Below are 26,613 nucleotides of genomic sequence, written 5' to 3' on the forward strand. Positions count from 1 at the left end.
AGATTAGTAGAAATACTAGTGTTACTTCCGATCAAAAAGAGAGTCCCCTGCAATTCCTGGATTAGTCATTTCGTAAGGATTCAAAATCAAATCAAGTTCCTCCTCTGTCAGTACATCATACTGAAGACAAAGCTCTCTTACAGATTTACCTTTTAAAATGGCCTCTCTTGCTATTCGCGAGACTACTTCATATCCTAAATGAGGGTTGACGGCTGTAATAATTCCTACACTCTCTTCCACATATCTCCTCATTCTATCTTCATTTGCCTCGATACCCTTTAAACAATAATCTGTAAAGCTTCTGAAACCGTTATTCATAATACTAATGGATTGTAGTAAGTTAAAAACAAGCACAGGTTCCATTACATTTAATTCTAGCTGTCCAGCTTCAGATGCCAGGCAAATCGTATGATCATTTCCTATTACCTGAAAAGCAATTTGATTAATAAGCTCTCCCATGACTGGATTGACCTTTCCTGGCATAATGGAGGAACCAGGCTGACGCGCCGGTAAATGAATTTCTCCCAATCCCGCCCTTGGCCCGGATGCCATTAACCGAAGATCGTTTGCAATTTTGGACATATTAATCATACAGACCTTCAATGCAGCAGACACCTCTGTATAGGCATCCGTGTTTTGGGTTGCATCAACAAGATGCTCTGCACCAACAATAGGAAGTCCACTAATATCTGCTAAGTATTCTACAACATGTTTAATATATCGAGGTTCTGCATTTAATCCTGTTCCTACAGCTGTTGCTCCCATGTTGACCTCGTATAAATGCTGACATGTTTGTTCAATACGCTTAATATCACGTTCCAATACACGGCTATACGCTTCAAATTCTTGGCCAAGACGAATTGGTACAGCATCTTGGAGGTGAGTGCGTCCCATTTTTATAACATGATCAAATTGCTTGGCTTTACTTTTGAAAACATGCACCATGTCATTCATCGTATCAAGGAGCTTCCTTAGTAAATTAAGAGTTGAAATATGAATAGCTGTAGGAAACACATCATTTGTAGATTGTGACATATTTACATGAGTGTTTGGACTTAAACGTTGATATTCTCCTTTTTGATAACCAAGTAGTTCAAGAGCACGATTTGCAATAACTTCATTTGTATTCATGTTCATAGATGTACCAGCGCCACCCTGAATTGGATCAACAATAAAATACTCGTGCCACTTCCCTTCCAATATTTCATCTGAGGCTTGAATGATAACTGTACCGATTCCTTCATATAAACGTTTTACATCCATATTGGCTAATGCGGCTGCTTTTTTGATCATAGCTAGAGCTCTAATCATTTCTTCATGGATCCTGTATCCTGTAATAGGGAAATTTTCCACTGCCCGCAGCGTTTGAATTCCGTAATATACATTTTTCGGAACTTCCCTTTCACCAAGAAAATCACGCTCAATACGGTATGTTCGATCATTAACCTCTATGTTTTTCATCAAGTCCTCTCACTTTCATTCTGCATTTTTATTTTTTACCCATTTATGGTATTTATTCACTTTTATATAAATGAAGATTCTATCCGCTTTTACCTAAAAACATATTAGTATTTCGCTTTCATTTACTTTCTATTTTTACCATTTATAAAACTAAGCTATTGTTTTCCTGAATTTGCAGATCATTAGCTATAGGTGTCTCCATCCTTTTTTTCACTTGATCCAAGTCATTTGTTTTGCCTAATACCCACATCAGTTTCGTGACAATCGCTTCTGTGTTCATATTCCCTGAGGAAATAATAAGTTTTTTAGACAGCTTTCTTCCTACTTCATATCGTTGTAAATCAGTTCCCTCCTCAAGACATTGAGTGGTAATCACAACTGCAATCCCAGCTTCTATTAGTTCATGGATCTTTTGAAGTAGATTTCTCTTTTCAAATGGAATACCACCATTTCCGTAACTTTCTATTACAACACCTCGATAAGACTGTTTGATATAATCAAAAACCTCTGGTGTAATCCCTGGAAAAAGCTTTAAAACAAACACATTACTGCACATAGAAGTATCCAGTTTGACTACATTGCTTTCATTTGCTGGGATATTTTCTAAGTAGTAAACTTCCGATCCCTCTATATGAGCGATGTAGGGAGAATTAATACTCATAAAGGCATTGTAACTCTTTGATCTTACTTTAACGACTCTAGTTCCACTAATCACCTTTCCATCAAAAACAACATAAACCCCGCAAACCTTCTCACAAGCAAACCTAATAGCATCCATCATATTCTTCTTCGCATCAGTTTCTTCAAAACTAATAGGAACCATAGATCCTGTTACGATAACCGGCTTTGCTAGATCTTGGAGCATATAGGAAAGTGCCGCTGAAGTATACCCTAAAGTATCCGTGCCGTGGGTGATAACAAAACCATCATACTCGTTATACTTGTTATAGATAGTTTGAGCAATTTCCACCCAGTATTCCGGTTGCATATTTGTACTATCAATATTCATTAAAATAACACTATGAAGCAATAATTCTTCCTTATATTCAGGCAAATAACCGACCAGGTCTTTATCTGTAATTCCAGGGGTAAGTCCATCTTCCCCTTGAACTGAAGCAATAGTACCGCCTGTTGTTAGTAAAAGTATTCTTTTCATAATTACTTCCTTCCTAATCTTTTCGTAAGTAATTTCTTTGCTTTCTAATCTGCGAAACTATAATGGATGTTTCTCATTTCTGAATTCAGCGCGTACTTTTCTATTAAAAATTAGTTTATTAGTTCTCGTTTCGCGAACACACATGCATAATTACCCATTTATTAACTACTTTTAAAAAAATATAATGAATTTTCAACCTTTTTAAAAATAGAAAAATACACTTTATAAACCAAGAGGAAAGATTCCTCTTGTCATTTAGAGCTAGAAAAATAGTTTCACTGCCCTCTATTTTTCATCAGATTTCGGCAGTTTCATGTCATAGGCGATAGGTGTCGTCATAATCTTCTTCACCTTTTCGGAATCATTTGACTGACCTAAAGCCCACATTAGTTTCGGAATAATTGCTTCTGTATTCATATCCCTTGTACGAACAATCATATTCTCTGACACTTTCCTACCAACTTCGTACAAGCCCAGGTCTTCACCTTCTTCAAGTACTTGCGTTGTAAAGACTACCGTTATCCCTGATTCGATAAGTTCATGTACTTTTTGAACTAAGCTTCTTTCTTGACAGGGGATTCCACCTGTTCCAAAGCTCTCAATAACGACTCCTTTATATAGTTTTTTTATATAATCAAATAGTTCAGGTTTAGTCCCAGGGTGAAGCTTTAATAAAAAGACATCCGGACAAACCGATGCATTAAATTTAATTTTTTTATGTTTTGGTAAGGAAATCGGCCTCTGATATAACACTTCCGAATTATTGACACGAGCTATATATGGAAAATTAATGCTTTCAAAGGCATCATAGCTTATCGTCCTTAATTTAACCACTCTTGTTCCGATTATTGCCACCCCACCAAAAACAGTAAAGACACCGCCTATATCTTCACACGCAAACCGAATGGCATCACTAATATTTTTCTTAGCATCAGTTCTCTTGTAATTAATCGGAATTTGAGATCCTGTTATCACAACAGGTTTGACAAGATTCTGTAGCATATACGAAAGGGCGGCGGACGTATAAGCCATTGTATCTGTCCCGTGAGTTATAACAAATCCATCATACATATCATAATGCTCATAAATAGTTTCTGCTATTTTCACCCAGGATTCCGGTTGCATATTCGCACTGTCAATATTCATTAAAGTTTTACTTTCAACCTTATATCGATCATTTTGTTCAGGCAAATAATTAGCTATTTGCTCAGCGGAAATTTCTGGGTATAGCCCTTCTTTCCCTGGCACAGCTGCAATAGTACCTCCAGTAGTTAGCATAAGTATTTTTTTCATAGGGACTCTCCTCACTACATTTCATTACTCTTTTTTTATAAACTCACCTTTTTTAAAAAGAGCTAGACATTAAGTCCATTATTTTTTGCATATGTAACTAGAACATTAAGCCCCCTACTTTACTATGGACTGTTTAGTTTTTTCATAATAGAATTTCCATATCGCTTGTTTTCCTATAGTCTTATACTCGTTTTCTCAAAAAAGTGCCTACTTAGTAACGAAACATATAAAAATACTCATTAAGTTTAGGACAAATGAAATGTAAATTTGAGATTAACTGAATTCGCTTTCATTTAGAAACTCTAAAAATACGCATTTTGAGAACTTCTATTCACATTATAGGGAATAATCAGTAAAATAGCAAGATGATTAATTCATAACGCGAACAAATTAATTTCCTGCACCTGCAACCATCAATAACCAATGTTATAATAAAGTATAAGTTCTAGGAGGTTATGAAAATGTTAAAGCGATTAACTGAACTAAGAAAAAGTAGAAAGTGGTCAATGCAATATATAGCCGATCAACTTGGAATTGCCAAAAGTACTTATGCAGGATATGAATCTGGTTATCGAGAACCTTCGCTGGAAACAATAAAAAATATCGCTGAACTATTTAAAACATCCGTTGACTATTTATTAGAACGAACAGATGATTCATACTTCAATGCGAAAGAAGAACCAGTTGAAGTCAATTATCCTGTTGATTTAACAGATAATAAACAATTAATTAATATTAAACTAGCAATAGACAAAAAAATCATCACTTCTGAAGAGCTATATCATTTTATTGCATTTATACGTGCAAAACGGGAAATTGAGGAAAACGGACTTTAAATGATTCAATCTTCTTTCCTCCAGTTAGGAAGTTAATAGTATATAATTTGTTCCAAATATGCTTTATTAGTATTTCAATTCTGCTGTGACTGTCTTTCCTCTATTTGACGTCTCTTCTAGAGAGAAAACTACTAGTAAAAAACTTTTTAATTCCTTGATACTCCCCAACTATTATCTTTATAGCATCTTTACTTTTTCTAAATAAACAATCGATTCTTAGTAAATATTTAATCATTTAATCTCTTGTTACATACAATCACCAAAGTCAGCTAAATTCCATAACGTTATTTTAATAATGCCGTTATCTATTTTAAAATTATGAAAAATATTTATATCTACATAACGCAAGAAATGAAAAAAGGCTTCTCAAAAATTTGGTCTACTTATTTATTTCATTGGTCGTTGGAGCAGTGGAATGGTGGTTCAAGAATGAAATGACTTTGCCAGCTCGTGTCATGGCAGAACAACCGGGGGCTTTGTTAGATAAGAATCTAGAATAAAAAACTACACCCCAATTGTCAGTGTCTAACAATCGGGGTGCAGTTCAACTAATTATATCGTAGTTTTTTATCAGCTTTATCATCCAAAATTGCGTTTAAAATGAAGAGCAAGCATAAGAACATATTGTTGTCATAAAAGATAATACTATCTTCTCATTTATTTTTTTGAATGGGTAAATTCTTTTCCAACAGGAAGTTGTAAGCTGGATACCATGTTGTTAATGGCACTAAATAGAGCTTTTACTGAAGAAGTCATAATATCAGTGTCAATTCCACATCCCCAATATACCGTATCATTCTTAGCTGTGATTCCTACATAAGATACAGCGTTTGATCCTGAGCCTATTTCTAACGCATGCTGCTTATAGACCAAATTGGTATAGTCGATATCCAGTTTGGTTTGAAGAGCATTGCTGATAGCATCCAATCTTCCATTTCCCACACCCGAAAATTCATGTTCTTCGTTATTCATCCGGATTGATACAATCGTTTCGTAATGACCATTTTCAGTGTGCTTATAACGGATAAATTCGACAGGAGTGTTAATATTCACATATTCATTCATGAAAATGTCATAGATTTCGTTCGGCATAAGTTCCTTGTGCATATGATCTGAGACATTTTTCACACTATATCCGAAGCTCTCACGCATTTCGGCAGGTATATCAATCCCATACGTTTGCTGAAGGATATAACCGATTCCTCCCTTACCGGATTGACTGTTAATTCGGATGATATCTCCCTCATATTCTCTTCCAATATCCATCGGATCAATTAATAGATAAGGTACAGTCCAATACTGACGTTCTTCTTCCTCGCGCCATTTCATACCTTTGGCAATGGCATCTTGATGGGAACCTGAAAATGCAGTAAAGACAAGCTCACCGCCATATGGATGTCTTTCGTGAACCTTCATTCTTGTTAATTTTTCATATTTAGATATAATCGTAGGGATATTTTCAAAATTCAGCTTTGGATCGACCCCGTGTGAAAACATATTTAATGCAAGTGTTACGATGTCCACATTTCCTGTTCTTTCCCCGTTTCCAAACAATGTTCCTTCGACTCTTTGCGCTCCGGCAAGCATTCCTAGCTCAGCATCTGCTACCCCAGTTCCTCTGTCATTGTGTGGATGAAGTGATAGGATTACATTATCCCGGTAGTTTAGATTGTCACTCATATACTCAATTTGACTTGCGTAAACGTGAGGCATGGACATGGATACAGTAGCTGGCAGGTTAATAATTACCTTGTTATCAACTGTCGGCTGCCAAATATCAAGTACCTTATTGCAAATCTCAAGTGCAAATTCTACTTCTGTACCTGTGAAGCTTTCAGGAGAATACTGAAATTGGAAATTCCCATCGGTTTCAGCAGCATATTTCTTAAGCATTTTTGCTCCAGTTACAGCAATATCGATAATTTCTTCCTTAGGTTTTCTAAATACTTGCTCACGTTGTGCCACCGATGTGGAATTGTACAAGTGCACCACTGCTTTATTCGCACCCTGTAACGCTTCAAATGTTTTTTTGATAATATGTTCTCTGGACTGTGTTAAAACTTGAATTGTCACATCATCCGGAATCAAATTTTCTTCAATTAATGTACGTAAAAATGTAAATTCGGTTTCCGAAGCAGCTGGAAAACCTACTTCGATTTCCTTGAAACCTACTTGTAAAAGCAACTGAAAATATTCTAACTTTTCCTCTAGACTCATTGGGACGACCAAAGCCTGATTTCCATCGCGAAGATCCACACTACACCAAGTAGGAGCTTCTGTAATATACTCCTTTTCTGTCCATTTCAAGCTTTGAACTGGAGGCATAAAGTAACCTCTAGAATATTTATTGATATTTTTCATCCTGACTCCCACCTTTTCGTATTAATTGTTCGTTTATTTATAAAAATAAAAAAAGCCCCGTCTCTAAAAAAATATAGAGACGAGGCATTGCTCGCGGTACCACTCTAATTGATTAATCATAATTATATTAATCCACTCATTTTCGGTGGCAATCACCACCTATCTTCATAACGGTAGAAAACCGACATCCCCTACTGATTATGTTCAGGGAGTAGCTCTTGGACGAGTTCAAAGGTTATAACTACTGATTCTCACCAACCATCAGCTCTCTGAAAAGTTTATAAATCCTTTTACTATTTCCAATCCTTGCTTATTATTATGTAATTAAATACGATAATATATCGATAAACTCAAGTTGTCAATACTGAATTTACTGAAAATAAAGATTAGTACAAATTTATTTCACTTCTTTTTTAACAACGTGAGAACTATCCCAACGATAGCTCTTTCCTTTCTCTCACATTTTTATATGCCTCTAAAATGTATGACCTCTTCTAACGGGACACGGGTAGACCTTGTCTGGTTATACGGATGGTCTTCATCTGCATACCCCAGCATGATGCCGACGACGATTTTCTGGCTTTCCGGTATATCTAGAATTCGTCTAAGATGAGCAGGATTGCTCACGGAGCTTGCAGCCGGCGTTGAATCCAGTTCATGCGCTTTCGCTGCCAGCATCAAACTTTGCCCTAAATGCCCTAAGTCAAGAATGGACCAATCCGTTAAAGAAGCATCTAAGCATAAAAAGACCGCAACAGGCGCGTTGAAGAAGGCAAAATTATTCTTCCAATTGGCTTCGCGTGCTTCTTGATTATCTCGTTCAATACCCATTGCCTTAAACGATGCTGCGTATGCTTGATTCATGCGTTCTTGTATATAGTCCGGCCACTCTTTCGGAACTGGCATCTCCTGCTGGCCCGGTTCTCCATTTTCATAAGATTGAAGATAAGCTGACCTTAACTCTTCTAGCGTTTCTCCTGCAGCTACATAAATCTCCCAAGGCTGTGAATTCGCCCACGACGGTGCCCGAGTCGCATCGTCAAAGACTTTCACAAGCGTCTCTTTGCTTATGGGCTTATTCTTATATTTCCGAGTTGTTTTTCTCGATTGAAAAATCGAATCTATTTCGCTAACCTCCTGTGTTTTCATCCTTTAGCTGAATGCATCCCATATTTTAGGTTTGTTCAGGAGGGAGATCCAATGATAGAACTTAGACCTGATATGTTCCCCCTCATACCTCCTATTTTCTCCGTTTAGATGTCTCATTATTATCCTCCTAGAATGAAGGGCGTATGTAGAGAGATGAGTATTTAATTTACAGAGCACGCCTTATAACGGATAAAATAAACATACTTCTCCGTTGGTAAAGATTAAAGAAATATATCATTTTTTAAAATTTATTCAATCCAATTAATATATCTAAATCAATCGTAATCTTAGAAGAACCACAATTCATAAATGACTCAACATCTGTTTTTTTCGATTTCCAAGAAAGTGGAGTCATTTGCACTAAATTTATCAGCTCTTCTTGATCTAAATTTCTTTCATAACATACGTTAATAACCTCTTTTAAATAGAAATGTTTTTTAAAAAGGTTTACTGTTTTATCATTTTTATAAGTCTTCTTATTTGTATCTCCGTAAAATGTTTCTCTTACTTCTTTTAGATAATTCGGACGAGGAACTACCTTAACAATGAGACCATCTGGAGCTAAAATACTTTTAAAACCTTTATAATTCGCAGGAGAAAGGATATTTAAAATAACTTGGCACGATTAATCCACTAATGGTGATTTAGCTAAATCCCCAACAAACCATATTAATTTCCTATAATTTTTCGCAGCCATCAGGATGCCTTCTTTTGAAATATCCAAGCCAAGCCCTATCATCGCTTCATTCTTACATTTGTCTAAGATCATGTTTAAATGTGAACCTTCTCCACATCCAGCATCAAAAATCATGATTTCATTATTTGAAGTCTCTATATTTTCATTGATAACTTCTGAAATCCTCTGATGCAGCAGGCCGTATAAATCGCTTTCCGTAATGATTTTATGTCTTGCTTCAAATAATTTTTTGTCGTAATGACTATTTGTAGAACGAGTCATCAAGTTTACATAGCCTTGTTTCGCAAAATCAAACGTATGGTTGTTTAAACAAATGAGGCTTCTTAAATCAACAACCTCCATTGGACTATTACATAGCGGGCAATTAAATACATGAACATATTTACTAACTAATTCAGCACTTTTTTCTTTATTAGTCATGGTTTCTTCTTCCTTTCAAATAAAAAAATCACAGCATCTGTCTGTGATTTTAGAGTAAAGGGAAAGAGACCCATCCTTATTTTATTAGTGGCTTTTTGAAGCCGTCAGCAAATAAACCCACCTTTGGCATAGCAAAGAAAGGTAAATTAGACAAAAATAAAGAAAGGCAGAACAAGCCACCTTTCTTTACATTACATATTTCCCCACAAACAACCAGGCAATGAGAACCCACTAGGAAAGTTAGTCAAATGGGCAACAAATCGCTTATATAAGTGAATGATATATGAAATGAAGATTATTAAAAAAGGACAGACTAATCCCGTTTACTCTGCATACATAAACAGAGCCTTTGAACATATTCAATTACTTGTTCAAAGTTGGGAATCGTAGTCTCATAAAATGTGTCATTTTTTAATAATCCTCCTTAATATTTAAAAATACAAGAATGATTATAGGGCCTCTATTAGAAAATATCCACTGAAAAAATGTATACGATACATTACGAGAGAGTATAATTACTTGGTCAAGAACATATTTCAGTTGGGTACACTCATATGATACACGCACAAACCAGTGATTATATTTAATAGAACTATATCGTAGCAATAGAGATAACAGTTCTAAGGAAAAAATCTTTACTGGAACAAGGCTCTTATTCTTCAACAAAAGGGCGCAATTCTTGGAATGAATTGCGCCTTCTTTAGCTATAGGGACATATTGTTTAACAACACTTAGGTATCTAGGTTAAAGTTTAGAAGAGAATAACACTTACAGGAAAAGGGGCAATGACGCTCTATTTTCTGTAGATGAATGAATAATCTCTTAAGTTACTTTATGAATGTTTTTTAAGGTCCGCATGAATTGGCAAACAAATTTCTACCTCTGTTCCCTGACCTAACTGACTGGAATAGCGAATCGTTGCGTGGTGGTCCGCCAAAATTTTATAACTGACCGTTAATCCCAGTCCTGTTCCTTTTTCTTTCATCGAATAAAAAGGTTCTCCAAGATGTTTGATTCTTTCTTCATCGATTCCACATCCGTCATCTTTTATCATAATTTTTACGAAATCATCTTTGGTTTTACTTAGTTTAATTTCGATCTTTTTAGCTTCAGCTTCAATAGAATTTTTAATCATATTAATGAATACCTGTTTTAAACTGTTGGGCTCACAATCTATTTCTGGAATAGGGTCCAACGCTTTGATGAACATATCTATACCATTCAGGTTGGATTGAGGTGTTAATAAAGTGATAACGGATTGCATGACTTCTTCAATATTCCCTTTGACTAACTGTGATTTTTTTGGTTTAGCCAGTACTAGAAGTTCGCCAACAATTTGATTGATTCGATCAATTTCCTCTAACATCACTTGATAATAAGTGGAATGGATCTGGTCGTCGGAATGTAATAATTGGATAAATCCTCGTATAGACGTTAATGGATTTCGAATTTCATGTGCAATACCAGCGGCCAACTCGCCTATAACCGATAGTTTTTCTGCCTTGAGTAACATTTTTTCCGTTTCTTTTATTTTAGTAACATCTCGACCATATATAAAAGTGCCCATAACCTTTCCATTGATGTTCATAGGAAATAATGTTGTATGAACATCAAGGATGGTTCCATCCTTCTTTTTTATCTGAATATCATTCCTAGTCGTTAAACCTTTACGAGTTTGTTCAATTCCGTTATCAATTATTCTATGATATTCCTCTAGTATTAGATTAGAAGGTTCTTTATTGATTAAATCAGATTTACTATACCCAGTAATGGTCTCAAATTGGGGATTTGATTCAATAAAATGACCTTTCTCATCTAAAATATATAAATAGTCAGGAGTATTTTCAGCTAGAGATTTGTATTTCTGCTGGCTTTCCACATACTCTCTATCAATTACTCTTTGAAAAATGATGTAAGCTATGATAGAAGAAAGGAAAATAACTAGTAAGCTGACCAATGTGATCACTTGTTTTACTTTGAAGAGGATATTTTGTATATATTGTAAGGAAAAATCAACCCCTATAAATCCATAGACTTCACCTGTTTTGTTATCTTTTATTGGGGTGAAACCAGAAATAATGGGACCCCATATTTCATCAGAGATAATTTCACTGTACATAGGAGCTTCATTATTGTATGTTTTTATTTTTAACTTGGACATTTTTTCTTTTACACCTAATACCTGACCTTTTCCGTCTAAAATATAAACAATTTCATCATCAGATACTCGTTTTTCTGTATAAATATACTTAGCGCCTGTTTGTTTAATTAACTTATTAAAAAGCTTTTGCATTTTATCATAGTAAACCTTATTATAGGTCCCTTCTTTGTATTCCTTAGTATCATATAATTTTTTGTATGAATCTAAATCCTGTTCAATAAATTCTGCAATCGTCATCGAGGTATTAGCCGCATTTTTTCCAATTTCATTGATAACTACATCTTTAATGTAGCCATAAAGTGAGAAAGCTGAGATGGTTACGGCAATGGTTATCACTACAACTAATAGTATTATCAAAGTATACTTTTTTTTAACATGTGTGTTCAAACGAATCACAACCTTCTTGTGGATATATCATTTTTGTTTAGTGAGAATTTCTAATTTTTGTCTTATTTTCATTGATTCAAAACCATAATTATTCGCCAATATTTATATAATAGTATAAAAGCACAATCGAACAATAGAGCTTTTATAAAAAAGGCTCTCAACTGTATAAAAGACGGTCCTTTTTTAGTGAGATTAACAAAAATACAATTTTGTAAAGTACCTTATGTCCATATACAAGTTCGTGAAAGAATGTACTTAAACTACGGATTTTAGTGGAACAAGAAGTAAGTGATAAAATAACAGAAAAGATACTTTATTAATTGGAAAAGGAATAATGCTAATGAATAAAAAAGAATTGGAAGCAGTAATGAAACAACCACCAAATATTAGATATGAGTATTTCATAAAAAAGGTTGTAGATTTTGAAGAGGTTTGGAGTTTGTACAATGATGGTTGGGTGACAGGACAGGATGAGGAAGGTAATACAGTCATTCCGTTTTTCCCGAAAAAGGAGTTTGCAGAAATCTGTGCTAAAAATGAATGGTCAGAATGCGAAGCTAAACCGATTGACTTGGATGATTTTATTAATAAATGGCTTACTGGAATGAAAAACGATGGCATAAAACCATCTATTTTTCCAACTGATGATACAGCAGTGGTTAATATAGGTGTTATCCTAAAAGATTTAGAAACTGAACTTGAAAATTATTGAATTAATGGGTGCGTTTCTACAATAAGTGGAGACGCTTTTTTTACGAACGTGGCAGTCTTGAGGTTCCCTTAAGAAACTATTGCCTACTATGTTAGCTGGTGAACCTAGAAAGTAACTCATTTTTCAAACCGCCTCTCAAGTATAATTTACTTCTATTATACTTGAATATTCCCCCATATATTCGACAAAATCAGTCATGATATCCTCTTAGCATATCCAATGACTATTATTACTAAAGTGATAGGCTTAACGCTATAATTTAACCCACCAAATAGCCATCTCAAATTAGATACTTACTCAATGGGTTACCTGTTTTTCACTATTTTCTTCCTTCACGGTCGTTTTACTTTCAATTTATACGATAGTTTGTTTTCAAGATGACACTCACACAATTCTTATGCTATTTTATAGATAACTCGCTTTTACCTAAAGATACCGGTGGTCAGGATCAAGCCAACCCTAAAAAGAACAAGATTTCAAGCTTAAAACTTGCTAAATTATTCACCCCGTCAGTAACTCCAACTTTATTATTTTCTGGGACAACAATCAATGTTTCTAACTGTAGGTAATCATCGTTGCAGGAGCAGAAAACCATCCCCTCACTCAAGGAACCTGTATCACAAACGGTACGGTAAACACTTCACCGTCCTTTTGGAATTGGCCCCATATTTTATAGACTCCGCTTTCTGGAAAGGTAGTTTCGAATACCGCTTCGGGTCCGCTCCCCTGGTCCTCCACTGCGTGAACATGTAAGTAGCGCTCTCCGTCTTTAGAAAAAACGACTACATGCCCAATGGAGCCTAAATAAGGTTCTAGGTCGGATATCGGTTGATTTGTGTTTTCATCCGTTAAGGTAAACTTTAGAGTCAGTTCTTTTCCCGCTTCCAGTTGAGGATCTACAGATAACACTACCTTTTTACCATCAACGGACTTTTCCAGATGATTATCTACAGCAACAGCTGCTGGCTGACTATTCTTCCTTTCCACATGTATCCACTCCATCTTACTCATCGAGCTGCCATCGGACGGTTTAAAGTCGGCCACCATTCGATACGCTCCGCCAGCCGGGAATTCATTCTCGATTTCAAATACACCGTTTCCTTTATATTCAGGATGGACATGGTTAAAATAAGACAAGTCTTTGCTCACAATAATTAAATGAAGTAATTTTTCATGATTCACTTCAAAATCATGAATCGGCTCATCGTTATTTGTTATATGAAGCCGGATTTGCGTTCCCTTTCCGGAAGCCGGATTATTATCAAGCTCCCATTCTACCTCTACATTCTCCGTTATAATCCTGTCACTCATTTCAATTGTTTTCTCCTCTTTTTCCCACGCATTATTCGACCCGCAGGCAATAAGGAACAAAGTCATGATTCCAGTCAATATTCCCGTTAAGATCATTTTCTTATTCATATCGCAACGCCTCGTTTAATGGGGTTTTGTTTTCAACTTTGGTCTATTCCCTCTGTCTAAAAAAGGTCGCAAAGGGACAGATAGAAGAGAAATTTCCAAAAAAATATCCCGAACCATTATGGATCGGGATAAGTTAGTATCAAATAATCGGTGATTTTTCATCATTTCCATTGACTGCTGATGGCAGCCTTACCAAACCGGCCTGTATCTGTACCAAGTGCACCAAAGCAGGTACTTGATGGGGGTTATCTAATCTCAAACAGCCCCTCTTCGTCCTTCGTGAATCTTACTTGTACAACAAAAAACAAGATACTACAGTAACTGTTCTAAGAAAATTCAGGTGCCAGGCGACTATAAAAGTCCTCGGCGGCACTGTAGCCTTGTTGTCTGAGGTACCAGTTGTTGGCGGCGGCCTCGATTAGGCCGGCTATATCGCGACCGGGTTGCAGTTGAATTTCCATCGAAGGAATCTTAATATCCATATAATCTGTATAAGCCGGTTCTTGTTCCAAGTCATTGTACAACGCATCTTTTTCCCATTTCGTTAGGTTGATTTCTAGGGCAATACGGGTTTCATTTTGAAATGCCTTTTGTCCATAAGAGCGAACAACATTTAACAGTCCAATGCTGCGCAGAGCCAAGAATTCCTTTGTTTTTTCGTCATGTGTTCCTAAAAGGGTTTGGGCACTAAGCTTTTTTAACACTACAATATCATCTGCGACTAATCGATGTCCCCGGCCAATTAACGTGTGAGCTGTTTCACTTTTACCAACTCCTGAATCTCCACGAAGCAAAATGCCTATCCCAAATACATTGACACATACTCCATGTACGGCTGTTTCAGGTGCTAATTCTTTGACCATATATGCATCGAGTTGCGCTATAAAATCCGTCGTCGCGACAGGTTCTTTCGTCACAAGCAGTGGTATGTTCTCTTCGATACAATGTTGAGTCAAATAGGTTAGTCCATCCTCACCAGCCGTTACAATAAAACATGGTGGATGATATTGAACAATATTTCTAATCCGCATTTTTCGTTCTTTATGACTTAGCTTGTGTAAATAAGTAATTTCCTTTTTCCCTAGAACTTGAATTCGCTCGGTAGGGAAGAAGTCGAAATGACCAACAAATTCCAAACCTGGTCGATGCGCCCCTGGCTGTTTAATTTCGCTCTGTAAATGATGCTCCCCCACTAATACACTTAAAGAAAATCTACGAACTACCTGATCAATAGTTAATCGCTTCACTTTTTTATCCCCACATTTTCTCTTAATCTTCTAAATCTAGATTATACTAGAAAAAGTAAAAAATCTCATCTATCATATGGACTCCCCGAAGAAATTTGTTCCACTTCATACATTTGACTTAAAACTTTACATTATTTAGAGCTGGAATAAGTAAAATAAAAACCCTTTCTCACTATAGAAAAAGAGCTCAAAAAGAATTTTTATTTCATTACAGCATCGTTGCCTTTCTCTCAAGGAGGTTTCTTAGATGTGGTGTATTTTTTGAGTGAATGTTAAACAGATTCTATCCAGTTGGCAACTTCATTTTATTCATGACTGTTGAAAAGTAATTTCTAACCGTTCCAACTGTGTTACTTCGCTGATTAGAAAGTTCATTGGTGATTTGACCATCGTCCACCAGTTCTGACACTGGTATTTCCTGTTCGTTATCACTATCACTGGAATTATCATCTATTAATTCAGGAGAATAAATTTGCTTGCCGTCCATAATACTGCGAATCGAGCAGACTAACTCCTCGCTTGGACTGTCCTTCAATAAATAACCTCTTACACCCGCTTTTAGTACACGTTTAAAATAACCAGTCCTTGCGAAGGTTGTAAAAATGATTACCTTGCATTCTGTTGACATTAAAACCTCTGCTGCCTCAAGTCCGCTCATTTCGGGCATCTCTATATCCATAATACAAACATCGGGCTGCAATTGGTGCACAAGAGTAAGGGCTTCTTCTCCATTCCTTGCCTGACCAACCACTTCCATATCTTCCTCTAAATCGAGCAGGGAGCCTATTACCCCCAACAGCATTTCCTGATCCTCAGCAATGACAATTCGAATCATTTAAGTTCCCTCCTACCTGGAAGCTACTATAAAACAGAGACTCCCCATAAATAAAGGGGAGTCAACTATAGATGGTGAAGTTACAGTTCAGTTTTTACTTGAACGGAAATTTTATTTTTAGCTAAAGCTTTGACGTCCTTAAAACTCACGAAATTCTTATTTTCCTCATCCCATAGACGGAAACGGAGCGACTTCAAACTTGTAGCAAGAGAAATCGTCGGTACGTTTTGTAATGGAGGTGTATTTTTATGTGCCTCTTCTAGTCTATAGTTAGGAACCCTTGGACTTAAATGATGAACATGGTGAAACCCAATATTTCCGGTTAAGAATTGGATAATTTTCGGGAGTTTATAGAAAGAACTTCCTTCCACAGCGGCTTTCACATATTCCCAATCTTTATCTTCTTCAAAATAAGAATCTTCAAAAGTATGCTGTACGTAAAACAACCAAATACCTATTGAACCTGATAGTAAGAAAATAGAGCCTTGTACTAGAAGAAATGACTGCCATCCAATTGCCATACAGAGCACTCCGATTAAAGCAACGATAAGAATATTCGTTAAATACGTGTTCATACGTTCTTTCTTTCTGGCACCTTTACGGTTACATCTATTTTTAAGAGCGAATACATAAATCGGTCCTAATCCGAACATAACGAATGGATTGCGATAAAAACGATAGGCCAAACGAAGTTTAAGTGGTGCTGTTAAATATTCCTCTACTGTAAGCGTCCAAATATCTCCTGTACCTCGTTTATCTAAGTTACCACTTGTCGCGTGATGAACGGAATGCTCGTGTCCCCATTTATCAAAAGGGAATAACGTTAACACACCCATAGCTGTCCCAACTATTCGATTGGCACGGCGGTCTCTTAAAAAAGAATGATGCGTGCAATCATGAAATATAATAAAAATTCTTGTCAAAAATCCTGCAGCTATCACAATAGGAACTAATGCTAACCAATAAGAAACGGACAGACTTATATAAGCAAGATACCATAATGTAATAAATGGCACGACTGTGTTAATAATCTGCCATACACTTTCTTTTGTCGTTGATTTTTCAAATGGAGCCACTTGTTTTCTCAAAGTTTTCGTATTTTGTAAGGTCATTTTATTTGAGTTTCCTTCCTTGTTTCCATCGTTATGTCTAATTATAAAGGAAGGGAATTGAAGTTATTAGTAGTAGGTGTCATGTACAGAGTATGATAAATGTCATATACGGGCTGATAATATGGAAAAACCTCTCCCAAATGGAAAGGCCTTGTTCTTACGGTTACATCTTTTTTAATAGTCCTAAAAATTTCTTCATTAAAAGGAGAAATTACCTGGCATTTGAACTTATTTTTCAACCATCCTATTAAATGGAGGTGAAAACAATGACAGATATAAACCCAATTAAGTATACAGGAAAAGTCCTGGATAAAAGAAATACCCTTACTGGTCCTGACGATGAAGGTAAGAGAACATATCCCGCTCCCCCAAAACATGTATCTATTCAACAGCCAAAATGAGAACAGTCTGTCGCCACCTTTATAAGCTGGCGACAGGAATTTCCTCTTCATATTTTAGCTTGCTTTATATCTTCCTTCCTGTAGTCCCCACCGACTTGTCTGAATTTCCTCGATTGTTATATTCTTCGTCATTTATTCCTTGGGGCTGATTTCCTCCGCCCAAATATTGTCCTTCGTGTTTTTTCTGGGTTTTAATAAATTTATCAAAATCAAGGTTCACCATTGTAAGCCCTCCACTTAAGTTTTTATTCGCTTTCGTAATCTTAAGATACACCTTAGGAATTTTTTTATTCGATAAGGAAATATAAGTACATTAACTTCCTTCGTTAAACACAAGTGCATAAATAAAACCAGCTTCGCCAAGGAAGCTGGTTTTGTTTTCTTTCTAATATCAGTAGAGGTACCTTTAAATAACCTATTTCGACGTTGGAGCCAGAGTAACTTCAGGTGATGTTACCTTGTCATAAAACTCTACGAATTTGTCACGATCGTCACTATCACGGTAAGCCATAGCCACACGTGGATGTTCATTAAGTACACCAGAGATCATGTAAGGAATGATATAGCCCCACTCCCACTTTTGACGCATTTCTAGCATATGCTTTTCAATTACACCAAGAACTGGCTTAAGCTCATAGCTTGTCTTTTTTATGTAGCTAACAAGAAGCTCTGTATGGCAGTTACCAGCCGCACGACCCATACCATAAACAGACGAATCAAGGAAAGTAACCCCATTTTGCATCGCAGTTAATGTATTGGCGAATGCTAAGTGCATATTGTTATGCGTATGTATTCCAAGCTGCTTGTTAGGAATCATTGCTTGGAACTTCTTCACCTGATGCTCAATATCCGTAGGATCTAAGCTTCCAAAGGAGTCAACGATATATACAACATCTACACAACTTTCCTGTACCATTTTAAACGCTTCAATAAGTTGATGTTCAGGCACACTAGATAAAGCCATAATGTTAAGCGAAGTCTCATATCCCAAATCGTGAAACATTTTTACAAGCTCCAAGCCTTTATCCACTTCTCGAATATAGCATGCTACTCGAATCATATCTAAAACACTTTGTTCACGTGGCAGAATATCATTTGGATCTACACGCCCAATGTCTACTAAAGCAGATAGCTTTGTGAACTTTTTCTCAGGGATAATTTCTTTCAAGAAGTTATCGTCAAGAAATCTCCATGGGTTGGGCTCAGTCGCGTTAAGAAGCTTAGGGGAGTTTTTGTAGCCAATCTCCATGTATTCAACACCAGCTGCACTTAAGCCATTATACAAGTCTTGAACAAATTCGACACTGAAATCCCAATTGTTAATCAAACCTCCATCACGAATGGTACAGTCCAAAATTTTCACATCATTTTTCATTATGTTAATCTCCTCCTATTTATCCCACTTTTCATTAATTTTAGCCCTTATACTTTCACACTTTTATGCTTTTATGTAATAAAGTACCTTAATTATGTTATATCACGATTCTTTCAAGGGTGTCAATCTAGTGTCAATCTATTTTGAAAAATTTGATTTATCGAAAAATAAATGATATTCATCCAGTATAAGCTAAATCGGTTAAAGATTACATCTCTTTTATTAATCTTTTCTTAAATTCTATGCATTCTATATTTTTATTTTATGAATGATATTCTCCAGTTTTGCTCTAAATACGGGATATTCCTTATTATCAAGCACTACCTTTTCTCCTAAATAATCAAATCCAATTTTGGGCAAAATCTTTTCTCCTTCTGTACTAACTGCAAAGGCACCGATCTCTTTTATATCTATCCCTTTTTCCTTAAGACGTTTTAATTCTAAAGGAATATCTTTTATAAGCGTACTTGCGTATTCTTTCCTTTGATCATCGTGAATATCAACTATTATAGTAACCAAATAAAGATATACAGTTGTTGGATTAGTGTAGTTAAGAACAAATTTTCCAACCTCATTCTCTTCCAGCTTCCCTTCTAATACAGCTGTATAATCTCCTTTATCCAAAGGAAATAGCCCATATATCCCCTTTACCCCGGCCGGAGTTTTAAGAACTTTATAAACCTCGGGATTCCTGAGCATAATTTCTTTAATATACTCTGGAGACACATGCCACTCCTTCGGATAAATTTTATCATTTAATAAGAGCATGCTTTCGATATCTTCTATTCCGGCTGTTGTAACTTCTTCGGGATGCTTGTGGTACTGTTTCATTGTTCTATCCCTCATTCTCAATTTAATTTTCACATATATAAAAGATTTTTATTAATCATCATTTCATTATCCAGACCTTGCCTAAAAGAGCCTTTCTAAACCAAAAGGCTCTCTCTACCACTGTTATATCTTATTTATCTCTCCTTACAAGCAATGAACAGCACTCAGCATGTACCATTATTATGTACCGCAAAAAGTTCGATAAGGACGTGTTGATTCCGCAGGCAATGTAGCATACTCAGCCTGTTGAGGAGAATGCGCATAAGGATTTGAGAGAACCTGAAGAAGTCGCTCCATCACGCTATAATCTCCTTGTTTCACTGCGGCTTCTAGTGCGGCCTCTACCCGGTGGTTCCGAGGGATTATTGCAGGATTGCTATTCCGCATCAATTGATGTGAATCAGCTTTTGATTCTTGCTGCCTGCCTAGTCTCGCCTTCCACAACTCATGCCATTGAGTAAATTCTGGAGTCCCAAACAGAACCGTATCCTCTAATGTATCAAACGTTAACGCGCGGAAGGTATTCGTATAATCGGCACGATACTTTTGCATGATACTAAGGAGCTCTTCAATAAGAGATCTATCCTGTGCCTCTTCATTAAATAGGCCTAGTTTTGCTTTCATTCCTGCAAGCCAGTGACTTTCATACAGCTCACCAAAAGTTGACATTGCATTTTGAGCCAATTTAATTGCTTCCTCCTGATCGTCATGCAGCAGCGGCAATAAGCTTTCAGCAAATCGTGCAAGATTCCAACCGCCAATATACGGCTGATTGCCATAAGCGTAGCGGCCCTCTCTATCAATCGAACTAAATACCGTTGCCGGATCATAAGTATCCATAAAGGCACAAGGACCATAATCAATCGTTTCTCCGCTAATGGTCATATTGTCAGTGTTCATGACCCCATGGATAAAACCAACCAATTGCCATTTAGCAATCAGCATAGCTTGGCGCTTAATCAACGCTTGGAGCAGTGAAAGATATCGACTCTCATCCGCTTCAATATCCGGAAAATGGCGCTTAATTGTATAATCAGCTAAAGCCCGGAGTTCCTCAATAGTGCCCCATGTTGCAACGTATTGAAACGTACCGACGCGTAAATGACTAGCAGCAACACGGGTCAAAATTGCACCAGGCAGCTCGGTTTCACGGATGATTGACTCGCCGGTGGTCACTACTGCTAGACTACGGGTAGTAGGAATACCGAGCGCATGCATCGCTTCGCTAATGATATATTCACGCAACATCGGCCCAAGTGCCGCTCTACCATCTCCCCCGCGAGAGTACGGCGTTCTACCTGAACCTTTAAGCTGAATATCCACCCGCTCACCTTGAGGAGTAATCTGCTCACCAAGCAGCACCGCCCGGCCGTCTCCTAACATCGTAAAATTCCCGAATTGATGCCCCGCATAAGCCTGAGCAAGCGGGAAAGCTCCTTCGGGACTATCATTGCCAGCAAGCACCGCTACACCATTTTCGCTTTGCAGTTCCTCTACGTTTAATCCTAACGATGTCGCCAACGAATCATTGAGAATAACCAAATCCGGTGAGCGTACAGGGTTTAGATTAAGACTGGAAAACAATGATTTTGGCAAGCGAGCATAACTGTTGTCTAAGTTCCATCCTGTTTCTTGATCCTTTGTCATCTTATCCCCCTTTTCTTCTTTTGTCTTTTTCCACCCTAGTTAGACAAAAGACATTCTATAATGAGTTATTTTTAGTTATCTACATTTCAGTACAAAGTTACCCTCTTTTTAATGTCTACTTCTGCCAATTTATTATACCATTCCAGGTAAAAATAACATCTTTTAACGCTCGCATTAGACACAAAATAAACGACACATGTGAAAATCTTTTTTAGCACAATAAAAAGGCCCTGCATGAAGCTTAAGCAGTTCAGTTTTTGTAGAGAAGCATAGTTGGATATTATCCCAATTGGCATAGTAATTCTAAACCTAAATTGCTTAATGATAAAAATTAATTTATATCATAACACTCGTTTTATTTCCGATTTACTCTTCGGTCTTATGTCGCTATGTTTTTCAAGTAACTCGAACCAAGCTAGAAAAACAATCTTTACACTCGTACTCGTATGTATCCTCGCTATCGGATGTGCCTACATGAATTGGTCAATAATGCCGTTGATTTATTAGAATTTTGAAGCATAAAAATAGCCATGACCTCATCGGAACTGTATAACGAAGTTTATGGCATAAGCTGGCACCGCTTAATCTTAAGGAATTTTAGTCTATTCCCTTCTATCAAATATTATCTGAGAATATTATTTACAAATATTTAAAAAACTATTAATCTTTTACATAGGCATCCTATTATTATTTAAGGGGGAATGGCTTTTGAAGAAGTTTTTACTAATGGGGACTACAGCTTTACTAGCATTAGGACTAGCCGCTTGTGGAGGTCAAGAAACATCGTCAACAGCCGATAAGCCGAAACAAGAGGAAGTAAAAGATGAGAAAAAGAAGCCCCTAAAGAAGAGAAATCTTTTAAAATCGGGGATCCTGTAACAGTTGGAGATATGGAATATACCATCAATGGTAAATCTAATCCGTCTACTTTGTCATCAAAAGCAAGTAGCACATACCTTATTCTTGACGTAACGCTTAAGAACAACGGAAATGAAGCTGTCACAGTAGATTCAAGTTTCTTCAGATTGAAGCGTAGCGAAAAAACATATGAAGCCGACAGTACAGCTAGCATGTCAGCGAACCAAAAAGAAGATGGAACAATCGACAACAGCTTTTCCTCACAAAAATTAAATCCTGACTCAGAAATTTCAGGTAAAGTCGTTTTCGATGTAGCTCCGGAAGTTGCTAAAGCATCTGATTTACAAGTTCAAGTACAAAAGGATGCTGAAACAGAGCTAATCGACTTGAATTAATTTCAACTAAAAGAAAAGCACCTTGAATGGTATATTTCAAAGGCGCCTAACTATAACCTTTAGCTTATTTTTGCTAAATGAGCATATACATCTGACAAGTTAGAAAAACCTAGTTGTTGAGTTAAACGAACACTCTCAGCCCATAGCTTGGCAGTTCCAATGGCATCATGTAATGCATGGTGTCTTTTTTCAATTGAAATACCAAAATGATTACAACAATCATCTAAAGTAATTAAATCTTTTCTAGGCTCCACGACCTTCGTTAAAAAAGATGTATCTATAATACGATGCTGAAAATTCAGCTTTAAAGCGGAAGATGTGGCATGTTGCATAAAACTCTTTTCATGATTAGCATGATGAGCAACTAGAGGCCGACTTTCAATAAATTGATAGAACTCCTTCAGCACTTGCTCTAAGGGAGGAGCTTTGGCAAGTTCAGCTTCACAAATGCCTGTTAAATCTTTAACATGTTCTGAAAGCGGTTCGCTATAACTCACTAAGGAATAATACGTTTCATCTTCCATAATTTGATAGCCAGTCATGTTAACAGCACCAATAGATAAAATTTTATCACCTTTTTGCGGATAAAAGCCTGTCGTTTCTAAATCAACTACCGTTACCTTTAATTCCGAAAAAGGTACCTGCAAAACATCTTTAGCTTTTATATCCCTCTGAAGCTGTCTAAGAAACGCTATACTTGCTGCATCAGTTTGATGTGCCATAGATGTGTACATACTCGTACTTAGCTTTCCAGATAATTGTTTAACAAAGCGAATCATCGGATTCATCATGATGAACACCCTTTATTAATAATATGTTTTGTTTCATTAAAAAGCCTATAGCCATGTTTCATAATTTGTTTAAGCTCTTGCTTTTCTGATTTTGCTAAATAATCCACATTTAAGAGATGAACATCCTCGTAACTTTTCGAATGCTTTTTAAAGTAAAGACGTAAATGTAATAGCTTTTCAAAATCAACTTGATATTTTTTGATAGTATTATAACGATTAGGCAGCTGTTGAAAACGGGCTAAAGTAGACGGAGTAAAAATTCCCTCTTTCAATGAAAGCAATCGCAAGGAATTGATATATGGAAAAAAGATTACTTCCTTCATATTAATACACCTTGTTTCCTTACCAAAAGAATCCGGTAGAAACTGCCCAAGAATACCGAGTCCTTTCTTCATATGACGGATATTTTCAAATAAACGAATATATAAGTAAGGATCTTTCCTCAAATGGTTAAATGCACGTTCTTTTAATCTTAATAGAAAACCATCCTCTCCTATTAAAACACGCGAATCAAAGAAGGTAGAAAAATACCGAAGAGATTCCCAGCTTGCCTCATTTAGCCAATTGCTAATTTGCTGTTCCCAAGAAGCGACTGAATTGCACCATTTAGGGTTTGATGACATAACCTTTCCATCACACAATTCATAACCAACTACACTTAATCCATTGGAGATTTCTTCTCCCATCCTTAAAAAATAGGATTTAAATCCTTCATTGCCTGCAAAAATAATACCGTGGTCTTGATCACTCCAAATAGATTGTTCAGACCTTCCGCCACTACCCATTATAAAGAAAGCAAAGTGAGCCGGGGCTGGCCCAAGCTCACTTTCCACTTTCTCGATTGCTTTTTGAACAGTTGTCTTAATTAACATATCATGAAATTGATTAAGAGCTATTGGATTCTCCCAAACTTTATGAATATGTTTATCTCGCCACTGTCTCATTTCAAGATAGCAGTTTATATACGCTTCAAACTCATCATTATCTGAATGGTTAACAATAACCATTTTATACACCCGCTTTTTCTTTATGCTTAGGCATGCTTTCTGGATAACCATAACTTCCGTGTTCGCTTAAATCAAGTCCAATGATTTCTTCTTCTTCAGTAACACGGATACCTCCCATAACTGCATTCATCACTTTTAAGATAATGTATGAAACGACAAATGCGTATACACCTGATGCCGCTACACCCATTGCTTGAACACCTAATTGTGTAAAGCCGCCGCCGTAGAATAATCCCGCTTGGCCCCAGTCAATATCTGTTGAAAGTGCAGGTACTGCAAATAGTCCATTAGAAAGTGTCCCCCACACACCAACTGTACCGTGAACGGATAATGCAAAAATCGGATCATCAATCTTCGCTTTATCAAACAATTTCATACTATAGAAAACCATAAGTCCACCAACTAAACCGATCACAACCGCTGCCCAAGGTTCAACGAATCCACAAGATGCAGTAATGGCAACAAGACCTGCTAATGCACCATTTAATGTTGTTGGAATATCGGCTTTACCCGTTACTACCCAAGCGATAAACATCGCAGCAACTGCTCCAGCACCAGCAGCTAATTGTGTGTTTAATGCAACAAAACCAAAGAATGCATCTGCAACTCCGAATGTACTACCAGCGTTAAATCCAAACCAACCTACCCATAAAACCAGAACACCTAATGCAGTAAAAACTTGGTTATGACCAGCAATATTATTCGCTGAGCCGTCTTTATTGTATTTACCAATACGCGGCTTTAAGATCATTGTAGCAGCTAAAGCAGCCATCGCACCTGTTAAATGAACAACTGTAGAACCAGCGAAGTCCTGCTTACCATGTTCACCTAACCAACCACCGCCCCAAATCCAGTGAGCAACAACAGGATAAACAAATGCCGAGAATAAAATGGCGAAAATAACATAAGCAGATAATTTTGCACGTTCAGCGAAACCACCAAATGCAATTGTTAGAGAGACTAAAGCAAACATCATTTGGAACATAAAATCCACAGCGGGAGCTAACCCTTCCTCAACCGTTGAGGCATCACCGTAAAAGAAATTTGATAATCCTATAAATGCATTACCTTCTCCATAAATAAAACCATATCCGACAGCCCAGAAAACTAAAGCTCCAATTCCTGCAGTGAAGATTGTCTTACCGGCAATGTGACCAGCATTCTTCATTCTAGTTGATCCAGCTTCAAGTAATATGAATCCACCTAACATAAAGAAAACTAAAATTGTACCAATGATTACCCACAGATTATCCATTAAAACTGTAGCATCCAATTCCGCTCATCTCCTTTTCTGTTAATCTTGTAATATATTTCAAAGTATAAATGTAAGGAAACGTAACATCAAGCGTTATGTAAGATTTTCTAACAAACAAATCACACAAAAGATATTCCCACTATAAACGAGCAACCTATTCACTCTCTCCCCTTTCCTTAATTACTTCTATGTAGTTTAGTTATGAATCTAAATAAATAAGTTTTATGACATAAAACATTAGACGACGGCATTCACCGTCGTCTAATCTCCATCCTATTTCACTTGTGGCAGCGGCCGATTCAGCCGCTCACTATAAAAAGCATCCATATCCGACTCAAAGTCTTTTAAAATCGGATACCAAGGCGTTACCGTTTCTTCTTTCAACACAAAACTAATCAAAGAGCTTAGCAATGATGCCTGCAACAATGACAACAATAATGGCACCGATCAGGGCAGGAACTAACGAAAAACCTGCTACCATCGGACCCCATGTCCCAAATAAAAGCGGACCAACCCAAGCTCCTATGAAACCAGCTACTATAGCTCCAGCCCAGCCTCCTGGCATATTAAAAGGTGATATCTTATCGGCAACCGTACCAATTATCATCGCAATAATAACAGAAAGAATAAAGGTAATAACACTCATTCAAACACCCCTTTTTCCCATCGTATGCAAGCCTTGTACTAAATGTTCGAGTGGAAAAAAGGGGTTACATAAACATATAAGTCCTATCCTTCTTCATACATAATATTATTCCTAATGCCACTACAACGATAAAAAGCCCAGTCTTAAGACTGAGCTCTTTA

At 36.7% G+C, this 26,613-nt stretch carries 27 protein-coding genes and 1 other annotated feature; of the genes, 6 read left to right on the forward strand and 21 right to left on the reverse strand.

Annotation, left to right across the window (positions count from 1 at the left end):
• Positions 1–21: 21 nt before the first annotated feature.
• The 3 genes from aspA to BAOM_RS13090 all read right to left on the reverse strand — a co-directional run bounded on the left by aspA (position 22) and on the right by BAOM_RS13090 (position 3,910).
• Positions 22–1,461, reverse strand: coding sequence for an aspartate ammonia-lyase (gene aspA / locus BAOM_RS13080; RefSeq protein WP_127760626.1), 1,440 nt, complete (start codon positions 1,459–1,461; stop codon positions 22–24).
• A 142-nt stretch (positions 1,462–1,603) separates the two neighbouring features.
• Complete coding sequence (locus BAOM_RS13085) at positions 1,604–2,617, reverse strand: asparaginase (RefSeq protein WP_127760627.1); 1,014 nt, start codon at positions 2,615–2,617, stop codon at positions 1,604–1,606.
• Between the two features lie 285 nt (positions 2,618–2,902).
• A complete protein-coding gene (locus BAOM_RS13090) occupies positions 2,903–3,910 on the reverse strand; it encodes an asparaginase (RefSeq protein ID WP_127760628.1) in 1,008 nt (335 codons plus the stop codon).
• Between the two features lie 455 nt (positions 3,911–4,365).
• On the opposite strand from BAOM_RS13090, the gene BAOM_RS13095 reads away from it, so the two are divergent.
• Positions 4,366–4,746 carry a helix-turn-helix domain-containing protein gene (locus BAOM_RS13095; protein ID WP_286676272.1) on the forward strand — a complete coding sequence of 127 codons (381 nt, stop codon included), beginning with the start codon at positions 4,366–4,368 and terminating at the stop codon, positions 4,744–4,746.
• 374 nt (positions 4,747–5,120) lie between these two features.
• Positions 5,121–5,246, forward strand: coding sequence for a hypothetical protein (locus BAOM_RS25085; protein ID WP_257467292.1), 126 nt, complete (start codon positions 5,121–5,123; stop codon positions 5,244–5,246).
• A 157-nt stretch (positions 5,247–5,403) separates the two neighbouring features.
• Here the strand turns inward: BAOM_RS25085 and BAOM_RS13100 are convergent, their stop codons facing one another.
• The 5 genes from BAOM_RS13100 to BAOM_RS13120 all read right to left on the reverse strand — a co-directional run bounded on the left by BAOM_RS13100 (position 5,404) and on the right by BAOM_RS13120 (position 11,921).
• A complete protein-coding gene (locus BAOM_RS13100; protein ID WP_127760630.1) occupies positions 5,404–7,107 on the reverse strand; it encodes a 2-isopropylmalate synthase in 1,704 nt (567 codons plus the stop codon).
• Positions 7,108–7,179: 72 nt separating this feature from the next.
• Positions 7,180–7,423, reverse strand: a binding site (T-box leader).
• A gap of 149 nt (positions 7,424–7,572) precedes the next feature.
• Positions 7,573–8,256 carry a nitroreductase gene (locus BAOM_RS13105; protein WP_127760631.1) on the reverse strand — a complete coding sequence of 228 codons (684 nt, stop codon included), beginning with the start codon at positions 8,254–8,256 and terminating at the stop codon, positions 7,573–7,575.
• Positions 8,257–8,881: 625 nt separating this feature from the next.
• A complete protein-coding gene (locus BAOM_RS25090; protein ID WP_252282449.1) occupies positions 8,882–9,373 on the reverse strand; it encodes a putative RNA methyltransferase in 492 nt (163 codons plus the stop codon).
• Between the two features lie 363 nt (positions 9,374–9,736).
• A complete protein-coding gene (locus BAOM_RS25550; RefSeq protein WP_127762567.1) occupies positions 9,737–9,781 on the reverse strand; it encodes an erythromycin resistance leader peptide in 45 nt (14 codons plus the stop codon).
• Positions 9,782–10,205: 424 nt separating this feature from the next.
• A complete protein-coding gene (locus BAOM_RS13120) occupies positions 10,206–11,921 on the reverse strand; it encodes an ATP-binding protein (protein ID WP_127760632.1) in 1,716 nt (571 codons plus the stop codon).
• A 340-nt stretch (positions 11,922–12,261) separates the two neighbouring features.
• Between BAOM_RS13120 and BAOM_RS13125 the strand changes: the two genes are divergently transcribed.
• The gene (locus BAOM_RS13125) at positions 12,262–12,633 is read left to right on the forward strand and encodes a DUF2750 domain-containing protein (protein ID WP_127760633.1); all 372 of its coding nucleotides are present in this window, start codon (positions 12,262–12,264) and stop codon (positions 12,631–12,633) included.
• A gap of 603 nt (positions 12,634–13,236) precedes the next feature.
• On the opposite strand, the gene BAOM_RS13130 is transcribed toward BAOM_RS13125, so the two are convergent.
• The 4 genes from BAOM_RS13130 to BAOM_RS13145 form a co-directional block, all read right to left on the reverse strand.
• On the reverse strand, positions 13,237–14,052 hold the full coding sequence (locus BAOM_RS13130) for a hypothetical protein (protein ID WP_127760634.1): 816 nt from the start codon (positions 14,050–14,052) through the stop codon (positions 13,237–13,239).
• A 326-nt stretch (positions 14,053–14,378) separates the two neighbouring features.
• Positions 14,379–15,299 carry an HPr(Ser) kinase/phosphatase gene (hprK, locus tag BAOM_RS13135; protein WP_127760635.1) on the reverse strand — a complete coding sequence of 307 codons (921 nt, stop codon included), beginning with the start codon at positions 15,297–15,299 and terminating at the stop codon, positions 14,379–14,381.
• 283 nt (positions 15,300–15,582) lie between these two features.
• A complete protein-coding gene (locus BAOM_RS13140) occupies positions 15,583–16,134 on the reverse strand; it encodes a response regulator (RefSeq protein WP_127760636.1) in 552 nt (183 codons plus the stop codon).
• Positions 16,135–16,214: 80 nt separating this feature from the next.
• Entirely contained in the window at positions 16,215–17,246 is a 1,032-nt protein-coding gene (locus tag BAOM_RS13145; protein WP_127760637.1) for a Delta(5) desaturase DesA, read from the reverse strand.
• A gap of 266 nt (positions 17,247–17,512) precedes the next feature.
• On the opposite strand from BAOM_RS13145, the gene BAOM_RS25095 reads away from it, so the two are divergent.
• Positions 17,513–17,647: a hypothetical protein gene (locus BAOM_RS25095; protein WP_257467295.1), complete on the forward strand. Its 135-nt coding sequence runs from the start codon at positions 17,513–17,515 to the stop codon at positions 17,645–17,647.
• A gap of 64 nt (positions 17,648–17,711) precedes the next feature.
• On the opposite strand, the gene BAOM_RS24430 is transcribed toward BAOM_RS25095, so the two are convergent.
• From BAOM_RS24430 to BAOM_RS13160, 4 genes are all read right to left on the reverse strand, one after another.
• Entirely contained in the window at positions 17,712–17,870 is a 159-nt protein-coding gene (locus tag BAOM_RS24430; protein WP_164853218.1) for a hypothetical protein, read from the reverse strand.
• Positions 17,871–18,062: 192 nt separating this feature from the next.
• Positions 18,063–19,022, reverse strand: a complete 960-nt coding sequence (locus BAOM_RS13150; RefSeq protein WP_127760638.1) for an aldolase catalytic domain-containing protein — start codon at positions 19,020–19,022, stop codon at positions 18,063–18,065.
• A gap of 249 nt (positions 19,023–19,271) precedes the next feature.
• Positions 19,272–19,853: a hypothetical protein gene (locus BAOM_RS13155; RefSeq protein ID WP_127760639.1), complete on the reverse strand. Its 582-nt coding sequence runs from the start codon at positions 19,851–19,853 to the stop codon at positions 19,272–19,274.
• Between the two features lie 180 nt (positions 19,854–20,033).
• Positions 20,034–21,500, reverse strand: a complete 1,467-nt coding sequence (locus BAOM_RS13160) for a protein adenylyltransferase SelO (RefSeq protein ID WP_127760640.1) — start codon at positions 21,498–21,500, stop codon at positions 20,034–20,036.
• Positions 21,501–22,208: 708 nt separating this feature from the next.
• Here BAOM_RS13160 and BAOM_RS25100 point away from each other — a divergent pair.
• Both BAOM_RS25100 and BAOM_RS13165 read left to right on the forward strand, forming a co-directional pair.
• A complete protein-coding gene (locus BAOM_RS25100) occupies positions 22,209–22,379 on the forward strand; it encodes a hypothetical protein (protein WP_252282453.1) in 171 nt (56 codons plus the stop codon).
• Positions 22,380–22,390: 11 nt separating this feature from the next.
• Positions 22,391–22,753 (forward strand): DUF4352 domain-containing protein, encoded by a 363-nt coding sequence (locus BAOM_RS13165; protein WP_252282454.1) that lies wholly within the window; start codon positions 22,391–22,393, stop codon positions 22,751–22,753.
• 59 nt (positions 22,754–22,812) lie between these two features.
• Here the strand turns inward: BAOM_RS13165 and BAOM_RS13170 are convergent, their stop codons facing one another.
• From BAOM_RS13170 to BAOM_RS13190, 5 genes are all read right to left on the reverse strand, one after another.
• Positions 22,813–23,544, reverse strand: a complete 732-nt coding sequence (locus BAOM_RS13170; RefSeq protein ID WP_306821262.1) for an exonuclease domain-containing protein — start codon at positions 23,542–23,544, stop codon at positions 22,813–22,815.
• On the reverse strand, positions 23,541–24,551 hold the full coding sequence (locus BAOM_RS13175) for a DUF294 nucleotidyltransferase-like domain-containing protein (protein WP_257467296.1): 1,011 nt from the start codon (positions 24,549–24,551) through the stop codon (positions 23,541–23,543). The genes BAOM_RS13170 and BAOM_RS13175 overlap by 4 nt, the downstream gene beginning before the upstream one ends.
• A gap of 1 nt (position 24,552) precedes the next feature.
• On the reverse strand, positions 24,553–25,824 hold the full coding sequence (locus BAOM_RS13180) for an ammonium transporter (protein ID WP_127760641.1): 1,272 nt from the start codon (positions 25,822–25,824) through the stop codon (positions 24,553–24,555).
• Between the two features lie 255 nt (positions 25,825–26,079).
• The gene (locus BAOM_RS25555; RefSeq protein ID WP_373995298.1) at positions 26,080–26,250 is read right to left on the reverse strand and encodes an acetone carboxylase subunit gamma; all 171 of its coding nucleotides are present in this window, start codon (positions 26,248–26,250) and stop codon (positions 26,080–26,082) included.
• On the reverse strand, positions 26,198–26,452 hold the full coding sequence (locus BAOM_RS13190; RefSeq protein ID WP_127760642.1) for a GlsB/YeaQ/YmgE family stress response membrane protein: 255 nt from the start codon (positions 26,450–26,452) through the stop codon (positions 26,198–26,200). Before BAOM_RS13190 ends, BAOM_RS25555 begins: the two co-directional genes overlap by 53 nt.
• Positions 26,453–26,613 lie beyond the last annotated feature (161 nt).

The organism is Peribacillus asahii, assembly GCF_004006295.1.
Classification (GTDB): domain Bacteria; phylum Bacillota; class Bacilli; order Bacillales; family DSM-1321; genus Peribacillus; species Peribacillus asahii_A.